We start from the raw sequence: 15321 nt of genomic DNA, 5'->3' as shown, positions 1-15321 counted from the left end.
TTGATAAACCCCCGGACGGAACGCCGGAAATATAGCTCCCGGCGCAAAGACTGAATGGTTTCGGCGCGTATCAGGGTTTCATGGGGACGGGGGAGTGTGCGTACTGCGGAGCATCGTTCCAGGAGGACGAACAGTACCTGCGACACCTTCGAGACGAGCATCGGGGCGAACTCGGGCCGATAGAACAGCGCCGCGTGGCCGAACTGGAGTCCGACGACGAGACCCCGACCGCCGCGATGTTCGGGGCGCTCGTCGGCGGCCTCCTGCTGGCCGGACTGCTGGGCTACGTCCTGTTTTTCTCGGGCGGGAGCGGAGCCAGCGACCCGAACACCGGCGGTCTGACCCAACCGACGAACGTCGGGTCGGTCCACTACCACGGCACCATCGACGCCACCGTCGGCGGGCAGGAACTCGACTTCGGTCGCCAAAAGTTCCAGCTACAGGCCGACGCCTTCCACTTCGAGAACGGGAAGGGCGAGCGGTGGCACGTCCACGCCGAGCAGGTCACGCTGGCCTACGCGATGCAGACGCTCGGTATCGACGTGACCGGCGGGACCGTCGCCTACGACGGGACGACCTACGGCGACGACCCGAACGAGACCGCCGTCGTGCAGGTCAACGGCGAGTCGGTGAACCCCACGGAGTACGTCCTGAAAAAAGGCGACAGCGTCCGAATCGTGGCGAACCAGTCCAGTAGCTGAAAATCAACTCCAGCCGTTCGGCTGTTCCAGCGGTTTGGCTACTCCAGCGATTCGGTTACTCCAGCGGCTCGGGCGCTGGCGGAACCCGGCGCTTGTGTTCGCTCCGTTCGTACATCTGCCGGACGCGCTCGACCTGCTCCACGGTCACTTCCTCGACTTCTCGCGCGGTGGCGGTGACCGACAACGGGCCGTCGACGTGGAGCGCGAGAATCGCGTCGAGGCTGTCGTAGCCGATGCCCATCTCCTCCTCGTCGGTCTGGTCCGCCCAGAGGCCCGCGGTCGGCGGCTTCTCGACCAACTCGTCGGGCACGCCGACGTGGGTCGCCAGTTGGCGTACCTGCTGTTTGTAGAGGTTCCCCAGCGGGTGGCAATCGACCGCGCCGTCGCCGTACTTGGTGAAGTAGCCGACCAGCGCCTCGCTCCGGTTGCCCGTCCCCAACACCAGCGCGTCCTCGTGGTTGGCGACGAGGTAGTTCAGGACCGCTCGGGTCCGCGCTCTGGCGTTGCCGACCGCCAACTGGTCGCCCTCAGCCTCGGAGTAGGCGTCCAGCAGTTTGTCCACGATGGGATTGATTTCAAACACGTCGTAGGGGATTTCCAGCTCCTGAGCGACCCACTCGGCGTCGCTCATGTTCTCCTCGCGGCTGACCGCGCCCGGCATGACGAGGCCGTGGAGGTTCTCCTCGCCCAGCGCCTCGACGGCGAGGTAGGCCGTGAGCGTGCTGTCGATGCCACCCGAGAGGCCGAGGACCGCCCGGTCGGTTCCGGCGTCCTCGGCGGTCTCGCGGACGAACTGGACGACGTGGTCTCGGCGCGCTTCGAGTTCCTCCTCGGAGAATCGGAGGTCTATCATGGATTGGTCTAGGGAGGGAGGAGACTAAAAGACGTGTGTCAGGTTTCGATTTCTGGACGAATGGGCAGGCCTGTGCGTGTTGTAGGGGTGGGCTGAAGCGCTACGTTGAAGTGCGGGCAGGGAGAAAAGACGAGCAAGCGCCGGTGGTGAGAAAACGCGAAGCGTTTTCGAGCCTCGGGGCACAAGTGAGCGAAGCGAACGTAGTGCGCCGGTGGTCTAGTGGTAGGACATGAGCTTCCCAAGCTCATAGCCCGGGTTCAATTCCCGGTCGGCGCATTTCTGTCGAACGAGTTACAGCGGTTCACGGAGCGCCCAGAGGTCGCTCTCCGGATCGAGATTGGAGGGTTCTGCGCCTCTCTCGGTCAGAATCCCGGCGTGGAACAGCATCGCTTTCAGTTGGAACACGGTCGGAGAGTGGTAGATATTCCCATCGGCTAACGGTGCGGTCCGGAGTTCACCGTCTCGGTCTAGAACGCGCTCTCTGGCGTCGTCGGTCCCCCGGATGAACAACTCGACAGTGAAGGACGGATGAAGTTCGTGAAGGTACTCGACGAGGTCGACGAGCATCGGCTCGGGGAACCCATCCTCGTGGAGGTGCTGTATCTCCTCGACGAGGAGTTGCGTCGCGGGATACGCGAAGACGACTCGTCGGGTGAGTTGCCCCCACGATGGCGCGAGGTCGTAGAAGCACTTCGACTTTCGATACCAGTTCGGGAACGTCGCTAGCGCGTCTTCGGCGGAGTCGTAGCGGTGCAGAGCGAATCGGACCACCTCCCGACCGAGCGGCGTCAGTCGAACGCCTTCGGGCCGGTCGTCGACGAGGTTCAGAAACGCGGCTCCCTGCCGTGCGCTATCGACCTCTCGAACGACTTTGTTCTCTTTCATCAACTCCGCTGTCGGGCCGTCCGCGTAGTGGGCGAGCGGGTACCCGAGGTAGTTCTTCGGATGGTTGAGGCCGAAGGACTTGTTCGCAACGCCTTGCGCACTCGCCTGAAATCGAATCGCCGAGGTTTCCGTCGTCGTTCGACTGCCCACGAGCCGGGGCGTTTCCAGCGGCTCGACCGAGCCGTCGGCTTCGACGCCGAGAACGCCGACGTTCAGTTCGCGGGCGAGGGTCCGCGCCGATTGGGACACCGCTTTGGCGGGAGCCGCGACGTAGGCCGCGTTCGCCTCGTGGAGACGGTCGTACGCTTGAACGACGCCTCGTTCGACTCCGACGCGTCCGCTTTCGGTGTACCCCTTGGCTTCTATCGCAACTAATGGTGGGTCGTCACCGAATCGCTCGACCGCGAGGAACTCGTCGTCGAGGAGTCTGACGCCGACGAGGTCAGGATATCCGCTACCGACTCGAACGTGATTGAAGGGGGCCAGAACCTCGGCGAGTTCTCGGTCGAGTCGCTCCTCGGCGAGCCATCGGTCGGCGGTGAACTGGGTATCCACGACGGCGTACGAATCGTCGGCGCTATCGTCGGGAAAGAGGCGACGCTTCGTGTGCGCGAGAACGCGGGGTTCCGTGAGATTCTGCGCCGCGCTAGCCATGCGAATACGATTTTCCGAGGTACAGATGAAAGTTCTGTTCCCGACGTTCGCTTCTAAAAAGTGCGACCTTCATTCCGTGTCTGTCCGTGGGTCGAGAACCAGATACGCGAGGTCTTGAATCAGATTCCCAGCGACTCCGAACACCGTCGCCGGGAGGAGGCTAAAAAGCACACGACGATTTCTATCGGCTCCAATCGACAATTGCTGAAGAACCTCTCTATTCGAGAATAGTGGGGAAATCGTATCAGGCGACGTTAGTGTAGGTGGAACTCAAATATCGAGGAAGCCGACGTAGACTCTCCCGTCCGAGGAGACGTGGACCGAGAGCGCCCGCTTGGGGTCCCGCGTTTCGATGTCCCACCGCTTCGTCGTGACGCTCCCCTCGACTTCGACTCGGGCCTCGTACTCGCCGGGGTCGGCGACGGTGAAGTCGAACTCGCGGGTCTCGTTCGGTGCGAATCGCGTCGAGACCTCGAACACGGCGACGGAGTCGTTTACGGCCGTGACGCTGACCGTGATGTTCCGGTGGGCCGTCCCGGAGTTCGAGACGCGGACCTCGTAGGGCATGTTGCGCTCGTAGGTCTCGGTGGTGGTCTGATTCGTCGCGGTCCCGTTGGTCGTCTCGGGCGGGGCGGTCCGAGTAGTGACTTCGGCGGCATCAACCCCGGCGGTTCCGCCGGACGCGCTGGCTTCCTCGATTTCGGCGACTGTCTCGTCGGCGGCCGTTTCCTCGGCCGCGGTCTCCTCGGCAGACGTAGCACTGGTCGCGGTCTGCTCGGTGGTCGATTCACCGGTCGCTTCGGTCGTCTCGGTCACTCCGGTCTCGGAAACCGGCGCGGCGATTGCTCTGGTCGCGTTCGCGGTCGTCTCCGCGTCGGTCGTGGTACTCTCGCCCAGCGGTCCGCTGCATCCGGCGAGGAGAAGGCAGGCGAGTAGCGCCACGACCGCGAGCCTCGACATGAGGTGTGGTTCGTGTCGTCGCTAAAGTGCCTTGTGGGTGGTTCGGACATCCGTTTTAGTACGACTGTGAGAAGTCAGCACCAGACCTTTCGGTGTAACCGCTACTCCGAACCGCAGAATGAGGGTCGTGGTGTCTTCTTGAAGCCCTCGCCCGCTTTGTCTCGGTGTGAGTAGAACCACGAACAGCAGTACCCTCGTTGTGATGTTTTCTTGAAGCCCCCGCCCGGTCGCGGTCACGCTCGGTTCCCTCGCGTGACCGCGACCGGGCGGCCCCTTCATCCCACCCCACCGGTTGGTCAGCCAAGCGCATCCGAACGCCCGAAAGAAACAATTCTATTTCCTAAAAATAGGATTTTATTTCTTTGCCAATTCCAAAACCTCCTCCGTCGCGGTCGCATCGAACTTCATCGGTCGTCGCCACCACGGTCCCTTGCCGGAGTCGCTCGACAGGTCCGTCACGACGCGGTTCGCCTCCGACCCCTTCTCGGGGGAACTCAGCGGGACCGCCGTCTCGTAGAGGCCCGACTCGCCGTCGTCGCCTCGCAGTAGCACTGCGGCGTCGAACTCCTCGCGCTTGACGTGGGCGTTGGACCTGAAGCGCGCTCGCTCGTCGTCCGGCAGGTCGCGGTACTCCTCGGCGTCTACCGGGTCGCGCGCCAGTCGGAACTGCCCGACGAGGTACGCGCCCCAGTCGGGGGCAATCCACTCTCGCTCGGGCGTTCCGCGGGTCGTCAGCGTGGCGTAGAACAGCGCGTAGTCGCCCTCGCGGAGGTCCAGCAGGGGTCGGGCCTTCACGCCGTAGGGGTCGCCGTAGGTGTACGATTCGCACTCGGGATACTCTGCGAACTCCGGGTCTAAGTGGACCGGCGAGTCGATTGCGTCTGCCGGAACTTCCGTATCGAGATTCAGGTCGGCGTAGGTCGGCACGGGTTCGCTGGTCGGGGCCTCCTCGGGGATGGGCACGAACTCGAACGAACCGTCCGGGTAGATGGGACCGCGGACGCCGGGCGCGTTGGTGTTGGCTCCGACGTTGATAGCGACTGCGCGGGGCATTCGGGTACTGAGTCGGGGGCGAGCGAGAAAGGACTGTCGTTACTCGACGGTAGTCGCCCCCGGCGCGACGCTCCCGGTTCGATTCCCGGCCTCTCACCGTGCCGTCATCGGACTCACGCAACTCCGGCAGTAGGTGAATCCCGTCTCGTTCTCCGTGCCGCACCGCGGACAGACCACCACCGCGGGGTCGTCGCTCCGGTGTCGGTCCTCCAGTTCTCGAACCTCCTCGATGGCGGCCGTCTCCCGGTTCGGCGGCGTCGAGCGGAACAGCGGCGCGTCCTCGTCGCTCCGGAGGTATCGGTAGATGAGCAACTGGAGCAGGGAGAACAGGAGTACGTAGAGTACTATCCAGCCCCAAACGCCCATATCATGTCATACGGTATCATGGTACTTTGCTCTTCTGTCGGTCCGGGCCGAGCGACGGAGTCGATGGCCGTCGATTCGCCTCTTTCGACCGAGACCGGCAGCCCTTAATCCACCGAGGAGACAGGCACGTGTATGGAGCGACGACGGCGGATGCGGTATCTCGCGTGGGTTGCACTTCTGCTCGGGCTGGTCCTCGGGGCCCAGGGGTTGGCCGCCAAGCAGGGCGTCTCGGCGACTTCGGCTGCGGAAGGACCCTACGAGGGCCACACCCTCATCAGCGTCCAGAGCTACGGCTTGGACGGGAAACTCCTCGAAGTGGACGAAAATAACGAGGTCGTCTGGGAGTTCGACCCGCCGAACTCCAGAGTCTTCGACGCCGAACAGTTGGACAACGGCAACTTCCTCGTGGCGGTGACGACCCAACTCCCGCCCGCGGAGTGCCCCGCCGAACACCTCGTGGTCAACACCGACCAGTGCATCGAGGCCAAGGTCCTCGAACTCGACTACGAGACCAAGGAGGTCGTCTGGGAGTACTCGTGGTACGACGAGTACATCACCCACCACGAGGTCCACGACGTCGACCGCCTCGACAACGGCAATACCGCCATCGTGGACATGGGCAACGACCGCGCGTTCGTGGTGAACGAGTCCGGAGGAGTGGTCTGGGAGTGGCACGCCGAGAACCACCTCGCGCAAGGAACCGAGTTCTACGAGGAGTACGGCGGCCATCCCGACCCCGGCGGGGAGGCCGACTGGACGCACATGAACGACATCGACAAGCTGGACAACGGCAACTTCCAGCTCTCGGTTCGGAACTTCGACGTGGTGATCGAAGTGGACCCGGAGACCGACAACATCACGAACGTCGTGGGCGAGCCCGGCAACCACACCATCCTGAACGAACAGCACAACCCCTACAAGCTCCGGAACGGCACGGTGCTGGTCGCCGACAGCGGGAACGACCGCGTGGTCGAGTTGAACGCCACGACGAACGAGATCGTCTGGCAGTACGGCGGGAAAGGACTCCTGCACTGGCCGCGGGACGCCGACCGCCTGCCCAACGGGAACACGCTCATCGTGGACACGTTCAACAACCGCGTGCTGGAAATCAACGACCGCGGGAGAGTCGTCTGGTCGTACTCGGGCGTCCAGATGCCCTACACCGCAGACCGACTCTCGCTTCCCGAGGAGGACCACGAGACGGTCCCCGGCACGGAACTCCGGAGTCGCTACCGAGGCACCGGAACCCTCCAGAGTACGCTCAAACAGGCTGAAGCCTACGCCGCGTTCGTTTTCCCCGCGTGGGTGAAACTTCCGGAACTGCTGACGCTCGCCGGGATGGCGCTGTGCGCGGTCGTCTTCCTCCTCGAACTCGGAATGGCGGTCCTCCGCGGCGAATAACCCGGACCGCCGGAATCCGAACTCAGACCGGCTGAATCCGAAGCACTCGGTCGTCTTGAGGCGCGGGCGTCCCCCTCCCGTCGCGGTTGCTCGTCGTGACGTAGAGGTGGTCGTCCGGCCCGGTGAAGACCGTCCGGAGTCGGCCGTACTTCCCGTCGAGGAGGCGCTCTTGCTCGACAACCTCGTTTCGGTCGTTTATCCGGACTCGGTGGAGGTGCGTCCCGGCGAGCGTGCCGAAGAAGAAATCGCCCTCCCAGTCGCTGACGGGGCCGCGGTAGAAGGCCGCGCTTCCCGGCGCGATGGTGGGCGTGTAGGCCGCGATGGGGTCGGTGAATTTGTCGCCCTCCGTCGGTCCCTTCGCTTGGGGCCACCCGTAGTTGTTCCCGGCTTCTAGAAGGTTGATTTCGTCGTCGGTCGAGGGGCCGTGTTCGGTGACGAACAGGGTTCCGTCCCGCCACGCCAGCCCCTGCGGGTTCCGATGGCCGTAGGTGAACACCGCGTTGCCGAAGGGGTTGTCGGGGTGTGGTTCGCCCTCGGGGGTCAGCCTGAGGACTTTCCCGGCCAGCGACTCGCGGTCCTGGGCGAGGTCGCCCCTGCTCGCGTCGCCGGTCGTGACGTAGAGCGCGCCGTCCGGGCCGAAGGCGATGCGGCCGCCGTCGTGGATGGACGAGGCCGGAATCCCGTCGAGAATAATCGACTCGCGCGCGAAGTCCTCCGAGACGCGGTGGCGCACGACCCGGTTGGCGAGACCGCCGTCGCCCTCGTAGGTCTGGTAGGTGTACGCCAAGTCGGAATCGTCGGGGTGGAAAGCCAACCCCAGCAGGCCGCCCTCGCCGCGGGCCGCCACGGTGTCGGTGAGGTCGGCGACCAGTTCCTGCCGGTTGCTCTCGCTGACGACGCGCTGGACTCGGCCGGGACGCTCGGTGAGATAGAGGTCGCCGTCGGGCGCGAACGCCGTCCCCCACGGCACCTCCAGTTCCATCGTGACGGTCTGGATGCGGAACTGGGGACCCTCCTCGGTCGTGGTCGTGGGTTCGCTCCCGGCAGTGCGCAGACATCCGGCGGTCCCGACCGCTCCCGCCGCTACCAGCGACTGCAGGTACGCGCGCCGGTTCATGGCCGGGACAACGGGACCCCGCGAGAAAAATAGCGTGGTTCCGGTCGTGTGTCAGATAAGTGTCTGGAAGGGTGTAGTCCGGCGACGTTGGTTCGAAGGGTGGAAGAAGGGGGACCGTCCGAAAAGGGACCAATCGGACAGCGTCACGCGACGATTCGACTGGAGCGCACGCGACTGGGACGATTACGCCGAGCAGACCCGCCAAGTGGTCGCACTCGTGTACGACCACTTCTCGATTTCGAGGTCGGTGGCCGAGTCCTTGAGTTTGACCATCAGCGCGCCGATTTCCTTCGACGACAGGCCGACTTCGTCCGCGATGAACTTGCTCTTGAAGTACATCTCCCCGTCCTCGGCCTTGCGCCGGAGGAACTGCTTGAGGCGCTGTTCCTTGGACTGCGGTTCGGGGGCGTCGGAGGGCTGGGTAGTTGCGCTCATCTTCGTTTCCACGTAGGGGTTGGGGGATGATATAAAGGGAAGTCGGTTAGGGTGATTTTCCGAATATTTGGGTTGCAGATTCGACACGAGGCGGGAAAATGGGGTGAAAATCACTTTTTACGACGTTTTCTGCGACTCTTTTATCGTTTAAAACCGCCTCTAGCTCTTTGTTTCCCTGCTTCAGCATCGCGTCGGAAACGTCATGCGAACGACTGACACCGACGGAGAAATCACGGTCTCAGCACGGGCTGACAAAGTTTGTCATACCTTCCGAAACCCGGATTTCAAAAAGAGATAAACAGTCAGGAACGCTCGTGGACCCAGAACTGTTCGTCGGTCGTGACCTCCTTCTTGAATATCGGAACCTCGTCTTTGAGCCGGTTGATACCGTCCTCGACAGTCCGGAAGGCCTCCTCGCGGTGGCCTGCCAACACCACCACGAAGACGATGTCCTCACCGTATTCGATGACGCCGGTTCGGTGGTGCATCACCACCTCGTAGACGCCCTCGCGCTCCTCCAGTTCGGCGCTGATGGCGGCCATGCGCTGTTCGGCCACGCCTTCGTACTTCTCGAATTCGAGGAGTTCTGTCGGCTCGTCGTCGGCGTCTTCCTTCGCTCGGACCCGACCGGTGAAGGTGGCGATAGCGCCGGAGTAGGGCGCGTCCTCGGACCGTTTGACCTCGGCGACGAGCGATTCGAGCGTCTCGTAGGGGTCGGTCTCCTCGAGGAGTCGCCGGACCTCGGCGGGGTCCACGTCGGCGGCGCTCTCGGCGCGCACCAGCACCTCGCCCGCCGGTTCGGACTCCTCGAATTCGGTTTCTGTGAGTTCGCTCTCCGGCGACTCGGCGTCCACCGCCTCGGGATTCCCGACCGCGACTTGCGGCACGTCGGCCTCGGGGAACCCGACGAGGAGCGCGTAGTCGTAGCGCGGCGCGAGGTCCTCTAGAATAGCGCCGAGCGACCGCTCGTGGCCGGTCGCCGACCAGCCTCCGGAGTCGAGTTCGTACTTCGCGTCCGCGGGTTCGTCGTGGGTCTCGGCGTCGGTTCCGGTCCGGTGAATCTCCGCGACGCGCCCCGCCTCGCCGAGGCGGGTCGCCAGTCGGTCGGCGACTCCTCTGGCGGCCGCGTCGGAGCCGACCACGCTCAGTACGTGCATGCCGCGATTTTGGACTGCGGCGCGCTTGTAGCCTTCGGTGACTGGGGACGGCGTGGGCCGAGAATTTGTTCGGTCGGCACGACTCTCGACTGAAGGACGGAGAGAGCTAGCTACTGCCGAATCCAAATAGTCACCGCCACCGCGACCGCGGACCTCACGCCTCCCCAGCCTCGTGGCCGCGCAAGGCGGCCACGTCCACCGGCAGACAAACTGCGTCTGCCGAGCCTGCACTCGCTTCGCTCGTGCAGACCTCGCACGCCGATGGCGCGGCACGAGGCACCGGCGGACAAACCGCGTCCGCCGAGCAGTCACTCGCTTCGCTCGTGACGACCGCGACAGCGCGCGCCAGAAGATAAGGAAGCCCGTCTTGAGCCTGATAGACAACTACACAATTATTTACCGATTGAAGAATAGTGTTTAAGACACCTATTCAATTGTTTCTGCCGATGCCACACCGCGATTCGGTCGCGCAAATCGGACGTGTGCGCTGTGACCGAGACCCATTCCTGCCGGGGCCGAGGCGCGTTCGAGAACGTCGATTGGGTGACGAAAACTGGGGCGCTGGTCCCGGCAGTTGGCAATCCTTAAGGCCGCGACCGGGCTACTCGGCCACAGAATGAAAGTAGTCGTCTCCATCGGCGGGAGCGTACTCGCGCCGGACCTTGGCTCGGAGCGCGTACGCGACCACGCCGACGTAATCGAGGACCTCGCCGCCGAAGGCTGCACCGTCGGAACGGTGGTCGGTGGCGGTGGCGTCGCGCGGGAGTACATCGGCGCGGCCCGCGACTTGGGAGCCAACGAGATCGAACTCGACGACATCGGCATCGACGTGACGCGGCTGAACGCCCGCCTCCTCATCGCGGCGCTCTCCGAGCAGGCCGCGCCGAGTCCGCCCGAGGACTACGAGTCCGCTGGCGCGGCGATGCACCGAGGAGACATCGCTGTCATGGGCGGCGTCACGCCCGGCCAGACCACCGACGCCGTGAGCGCGGCGCTCGCCGAGTACGTCAACGCCGACCTGTTGGTCTACGCCACCAGCGTCAACGGCGTCTTCAGCGACGACCCCAACGAGGTCGAGGACGCCCAGAAGTTCGACCAACTCGACGCCGGGGAACTCGTGGACGTCATCGCGGGCATCGAACTGACCGCCGGGAGTTCCGCCCCCGTCGATTTGGTCGCGGCCAAACTCATCGAGCGGTCCGGCGTCCGAACCATCGTCTTAGACGGCACCGAACCCGAGCGCATCGCCGACGCGGTCCGGTACGGCGAACACGACGGCACCGACATCGTGCCCGAAGGCGCGGACGACCAGATGACCTACTGGGTCCGAGACGAAGAATGAGCGACGACGCAACCGAGTCCAGCGAGGAAGCTGATTCGACTGCCCGCGAGATGCACGCCGAGGACGACCCCTACGTCCTACAGGGACCACAGCCCCACCCGTTCTGGGCAGAGTCGGTCGCCGAGAAGATTCTGGACCGCGACCCGGACGACCCCATCGTCATCAAGGGCGGCATCTCGCCCTCGGGCGTCCCGCATCTGGGCAACATGAACGAAATCGTCCGGGGGTACTTCGTCGCGGAGGCCCTCCGTGACCGGGGCCGAGAGGTCCGGCAGGTGTTCACCGCCGACGACCGCGACCCGCTCCGCAAGCTCCCCCGAAAGCTCGCCGACTTGGACGGCAACGTCGTGGACCTCGGCGACGTGAACGCCGGAGCCTTGGGGCGCAACCTCGGCAAACCCTACACCGCGATTCCCGACCCCTTCGAGTGCTGTGATTCGTACGGCGAACACTTCTCGAACCTCATCGAGCGGAGCGCCGAACTGCTCGGCATCCCGGTCGAGATGGTCTCGAACACCGAACTCTACGAGTCGGGCGAGTTCGAGGAGCTGACCGAGTACCTCCTCGACAACCAACAGAAGGCCCGCGAAGTCCTCGGCCACTATCAGGACAAGGTGGACGAAGACTACGTCCCCTTCAACCCCATCTGCGAGGAGTGCGGCAAAATCACCGAGACCGTGACTTCGGTGGACACCGAGGCGGGCACCGTCGAGTACGTCTGCACCGACATGGAGGCTGGCGACAAGACCATCGAGGGATGCGGCCACGAGGGCACCGCCACCTTCCGCGAGGGCAAACTCCCGTGGCGCTTCGAGTGGCCCGCCCAGTGGGAGGTCCTCGGCGTGGACCACGAACCCTTCGGCAAGGACCACGCCGAAGGCTCGTGGCCCAGCGGGTCGGACGTGGCCCGCAACGTCTTCGAAATCGAGCCGCCGGTCCCGATGGCCTACGAGTGGTTCACCCTCGACGGCGAACCGTTCTCCTCGTCCTCGGGCCACGTCATCATGGTTCAGGACACGCTCGAAATGCTCGAACCAGAGGTCCTGCGGTACTTCTTCACCAAGGACCCGAGCAAGGCCCGGGACTTCAGCGTCGAACACTTGGACCAACTCGTGGACGAGTTCGACGCCTTCGAGCGCGCCTACTTCGGCGAGGAGTCGGGCGAGACAGACGAGGAAATCGCCGCGGCGGCCTACCCGCCGGTCGTCCGGCCGACCATCGCGGCCCGATTCGAGACCGACGGAACCCCGATAGCCGACCCCGAAACCGGAAGCGTGCCGGTCGCCGACGCCGACCGCGAGACCTACGACGAAGTGATAGACGAGACGTTCCACAGTCGCGTCCGTCTGCCCTACACCTTCGCGGCGGTCCTCGGCATGACCGACGACCCGGACCTCCGCGAGGCAATCGCCCGCCGCGAGGGCCACCTCGCAGAGGAGCCCGAGTGGGCGGTCGAGATGGCGCTCTCGCGGGTCGAACGCGCCAGAGAGTGGGCACGTCGGACCGGCAACGAGTTCGACTACGAACTCAAGCGCACCGAGATGCCCTACGTGGACTTGGACGCCGACACGGAGGCCGCGCTGGACGAACTCGCGGACTTCGTGGAGAATCACGACGACCCCGACGAGATTCAGGGCGAAATCTACGAGACCGCCAAGCGCCACGACATCGACATCGGCGAGTTCTTCTCGGTCGGCTATCGGCTCTTCTTCGACGACGACCAAGGGCCGAAGTTGGGTCCCTTCCTCGCCAAACTCGACAAACAGTTCGTGCTGGCCCGCCTCCGGCGCGAGGAGTAGCGCCGCCGACTTGACGTTGCCTTCTGGGGGTCGCTCGGGGGTTTAGCTCGCGCCTAACTCGACCTCGCGTCTCCTCCTCGCCAGCGCGACTCCGAGAGGCCGCGTCGGCCGATTGCAGCGCCTTTTTGGCGTGTCTTTCGAAATATCCGATTCTCGTTCGAAAGTATCAGCTCTCTTTACGAGTCCGTGTGACGTATACACACCCTGTAGGCGGCGACGCTCGAAGTATGGCCAGCATAACAAAGTGGTTAGCCGCGGTTAACTGTAGTTGGAAAGTCGGGCGATGCAGTCGGCGCTCGCACCGACCCAACGGAGATTATACTATGGCGATAATCGAACTCAACCTCGAGAAACCCGCGCTCAAGCGCGTCGAATCGGTCGAAGAGAAACAGGTCGAAGAAGAGCAGATCGAGGCCACGGTCAACCCCGACGAGGCCGTCGAGGCCGCGGAGTCGGTCGAAATCGAGGAGGCGGACGAGTCCTCCGAGTCGGGCGGTAAGAGCCGCATCCGACGGTACGGTCGCCGGGCCGTCCTCCTCGGCGGGACCGCGGCGGGCGTCGCCGCGGCCCGAAAGCTCCGTCAGCGCCGCAAGTCCGGGTCCCAGCAACAGGAACTCGAAGAAGACTGGCAGACCGCCGAGTAGTCCTCGCAGTCGAAGTAAGGTAGTCCTCGCAGTCGGTAACCGAGACGGCCCTCGACTGCGGTCGGTTCGGGCCGTTCCCAAACGCCTTTGACCGGTGCGTCCCTTTTTTCACCCGATGAACACGCTCGTGTGGGTAGTCGTCGGCATCGCACTCTACTGGTTCGGAGTGCTGGCGCTGGACTCCCAAGGGCTTTTGCCGTCGTATATCGGACTTCAGGGGCCTATTCTGACGATTCACACCAAACGCGGGAAGAAGCTGCTGAACTGGCTCGCCAGGCCCAAACGCTTCTGGCGCGCGTGGGGTAACTTCGGTCTCGGAATCGCGCTGGTCGTGATGGTCAGCACTTTCCTGCTGCTCCTCGTGCAGGCGATCGCGGTCGTCCGAAATCCGCCGCCAGCGACCCCGGCGACCCAGCCCCGGAACGTCCTCGTGATTCCGGGCGTCAACCAGTTCCTCCCGCTCTCCGTCGCGCCCGAAATCCTGTTCGGCCTGCTGGTCGGCCTCGTGGTCCACGAGGGCGGCCACGGCGTCATGTGTCGGGTCGAGAACATCGAGGTCAAGTCGATGGGCATCGCGGCGCTGGCCGTCCTCCCGGTCGGCGCGTTCGTGGAACCCGACGAGGAGAGCCGGGCCGACGCCGACCGCGGGAGCCAGAGCCGGATGTTCGCCGCGGGCGTCACCAACAACTTCGCGGTGACGCTGGTCGCCTTCCTCCTGCTGTTCGGGCCGGTCGTCGGTTCCATCGCGGTCGCGCCCGGCGCGGCCATCGGCGGGTCGCTCCCCGGTTCGGCCGCCGAGGCCGCCGACATCGGGCCGGGCGACCGGATCGTCTCGGTGGACGGCGAGCAAGTCGAGAGCAACGCCGACCTCGACGCGGTCCTCTCGCGCGCCGAGAGTCGGACGGTGTCGGTGACGTTGGCGGACGGGACCGAAAAGCAGTTACAGCGTTCCCTGCTCGTGACCGGCGTCCACCCCGACTCGCCGTTCTCCTCGGCGATTTCGGTCAGTGCGGACGACACCACGACCGTCGCCGCGGTCGACGGCACGACGGTCTACACCGAGGAGAAGTTCCGGAACGCGCTCGCGGACAAGCAGGTCGTCACCCTGCGAACCGAGGGCGGCGAGACGACGACTGGTCCCGTCGGCGTGTTGGCGACGGTCCAGTCCGACGGTCCCTTGGCGCAGGCAGGGCTTCCGTCGGGCGAGTCGGTCGTCGTCACGTCGCTCGACGGCCAGCGAATCCTCAACGCCAGCGACCTGCGGTCCGCGACCGACCGGTACGAATCGGGCGAGACCGTGAACGTCACGGCCTACGCCGCGAGTAACTCCGGCGGCTACGAGCGCCAGCAGTACGACATCACGCTCGGCGAGAACAACGCGGGCGACGCCATCGTCGGCGTCCTTCCCGTCCAAGGCTACAGCGGCGTGACGTTCAACAGCGTCGGCGTCGAACTCTACCCGGCGGGTCAGTACCTCGGCCTGCTCGGCGGTCGCTTCGGCGAACTCGCGGGCATCGGCGGTCCGATTCTGTCCTTCCTCTCGGGCATCTTCGGCGTCCTCCTGCTCCCGTTCGCCAGCGTCTCGCTGGGGGCCTCGTACAACTTCGCCGGGTTCGTCGCGTGGAACGGCGGCTTCTACACCGCGGCGGGCGGGCCGTTCTCCTTCCTCGGCGACTGGGGACTGTTCCTGCTGGCCAACCTGCTGTTCTGGACCGGGTGGGTGAACCTCAACCTCGGGTTCTTCAACTGCATCCCGGCCTTCCCGCTCGACGGCGGTCACATCCTCCGGATGGGGACCGAGGCGGTCGTCTCGCGGTTGCCGACGAGTCAGGGCCGCCAACTCACGACGATGGTCACGACGACCATCGGACTCGTGATGCTCGTGAGTCTGCTGTTGATGGTGTTCGGGCCGCAACTGCTGTCGGGGTAGTCAGGACTCGACCAACAAGACGTC

Annotated in this window: 14 protein-coding genes and 1 tRNA gene; 7 read left to right on the top strand and 8 right to left on the bottom strand. The window is 64.6% G+C overall.

Going from position 1 to position 15321, the window contains the following annotated elements:
- The first annotated feature begins 80 nt into the window (after positions 1-80).
- On the top strand, positions 81-701 hold the full coding sequence (locus EPL01_RS07530) for a hypothetical protein (protein WP_135824650.1): 621 nt from the start codon (positions 81-83) through the stop codon (positions 699-701).
- A 55-nt stretch (positions 702-756) separates the two neighbouring features.
- Here EPL01_RS07530 and EPL01_RS07525 read toward each other — a convergent pair whose 3' ends face one another.
- A complete protein-coding gene (locus EPL01_RS07525) occupies positions 757-1554 on the bottom strand; it encodes an NAD+ synthase (RefSeq protein WP_135824649.1) in 798 nt (265 codons plus the stop codon).
- 205 nt (positions 1555-1759) lie between these two features.
- Here EPL01_RS07525 and EPL01_RS07520 point away from each other — a divergent pair.
- Positions 1760-1830, top strand: a tRNA-Gly gene (locus EPL01_RS07520).
- 15 nt (positions 1831-1845) lie between these two features.
- On the opposite strand, the gene EPL01_RS07515 is transcribed toward EPL01_RS07520, so the two are convergent.
- From EPL01_RS07515 to EPL01_RS07500, 4 genes are all read right to left on the bottom strand, one after another.
- On the bottom strand, positions 1846-3093 hold the full coding sequence (locus EPL01_RS07515) for a hypothetical protein (RefSeq protein WP_135824648.1): 1248 nt from the start codon (positions 3091-3093) through the stop codon (positions 1846-1848).
- A gap of 270 nt (positions 3094-3363) precedes the next feature.
- The gene (locus EPL01_RS07510; protein ID WP_135824647.1) at positions 3364-4053 is read right to left on the bottom strand and encodes a hypothetical protein; all 690 of its coding nucleotides are present in this window, start codon (positions 4051-4053) and stop codon (positions 3364-3366) included.
- 354 nt (positions 4054-4407) lie between these two features.
- On the bottom strand, positions 4408-5106 hold the full coding sequence (locus EPL01_RS07505; protein WP_135824646.1) for an Nmad3 family putative nucleotide modification protein: 699 nt from the start codon (positions 5104-5106) through the stop codon (positions 4408-4410).
- A 93-nt stretch (positions 5107-5199) separates the two neighbouring features.
- Positions 5200-5472: a DUF7577 domain-containing protein gene (locus EPL01_RS07500; protein WP_135824645.1), complete on the bottom strand. Its 273-nt coding sequence runs from the start codon at positions 5470-5472 to the stop codon at positions 5200-5202.
- Between the two features lie 132 nt (positions 5473-5604).
- Here EPL01_RS07500 and EPL01_RS07495 point away from each other — a divergent pair, with 132 nt between their 5' ends.
- A complete protein-coding gene (locus EPL01_RS07495) occupies positions 5605-6873 on the top strand; it encodes an aryl-sulfate sulfotransferase (RefSeq protein ID WP_135824644.1) in 1269 nt (422 codons plus the stop codon).
- 22 nt (positions 6874-6895) lie between these two features.
- Here EPL01_RS07495 and EPL01_RS07490 read toward each other — a convergent pair whose 3' ends face one another.
- From EPL01_RS07490 to EPL01_RS07480, 3 genes are all read right to left on the bottom strand, one after another.
- The gene (locus EPL01_RS07490; RefSeq protein WP_135824643.1) at positions 6896-7990 is read right to left on the bottom strand and encodes a PQQ-dependent sugar dehydrogenase; all 1095 of its coding nucleotides are present in this window, start codon (positions 7988-7990) and stop codon (positions 6896-6898) included.
- A gap of 183 nt (positions 7991-8173) precedes the next feature.
- Positions 8174-8425, bottom strand: coding sequence for a DUF7123 family protein (locus tag EPL01_RS07485; protein WP_135824642.1), 252 nt, complete (start codon positions 8423-8425; stop codon positions 8174-8176).
- 302 nt (positions 8426-8727) lie between these two features.
- Positions 8728-9582 (bottom strand): molybdopterin synthase, encoded by an 855-nt coding sequence (locus tag EPL01_RS07480; RefSeq protein WP_135824641.1) that lies wholly within the window; start codon positions 9580-9582, stop codon positions 8728-8730.
- Between the two features lie 616 nt (positions 9583-10198).
- Between EPL01_RS07480 and pyrH the strand changes: the two genes are divergently transcribed.
- From pyrH to EPL01_RS07460, 4 genes are all read left to right on the top strand, one after another.
- Positions 10199-10924: a UMP kinase gene (gene pyrH / locus EPL01_RS07475; protein WP_135824640.1), complete on the top strand. Its 726-nt coding sequence runs from the start codon at positions 10199-10201 to the stop codon at positions 10922-10924.
- Positions 10921-12723: a lysine--tRNA ligase gene (gene lysS, locus EPL01_RS07470; RefSeq protein ID WP_394346243.1), complete on the top strand. Its 1803-nt coding sequence runs from the start codon at positions 10921-10923 to the stop codon at positions 12721-12723. Before pyrH ends, lysS begins: the two co-directional genes overlap by 4 nt.
- A 323-nt stretch (positions 12724-13046) precedes the next feature.
- Positions 13047-13367, top strand: a complete 321-nt coding sequence (locus EPL01_RS07465; protein WP_135824639.1) for a hypothetical protein — start codon at positions 13047-13049, stop codon at positions 13365-13367.
- A 115-nt stretch (positions 13368-13482) separates the two neighbouring features.
- Complete coding sequence (locus EPL01_RS07460; RefSeq protein ID WP_135824638.1) at positions 13483-15297, top strand: site-2 protease family protein; 1815 nt, start codon at positions 13483-13485, stop codon at positions 15295-15297.
- The last annotated feature ends 24 nt before the right edge of the window (positions 15298-15321 follow it).

The organism is Halorussus ruber, assembly GCF_004765785.1.
GTDB lineage: Archaea > Halobacteriota > Halobacteria > Halobacteriales > Haladaptataceae > Halorussus > Halorussus ruber.
Note: the sequence above shows the minus strand (reverse complement) of the source record. Positions and strands in the feature narration are given on the sequence as shown.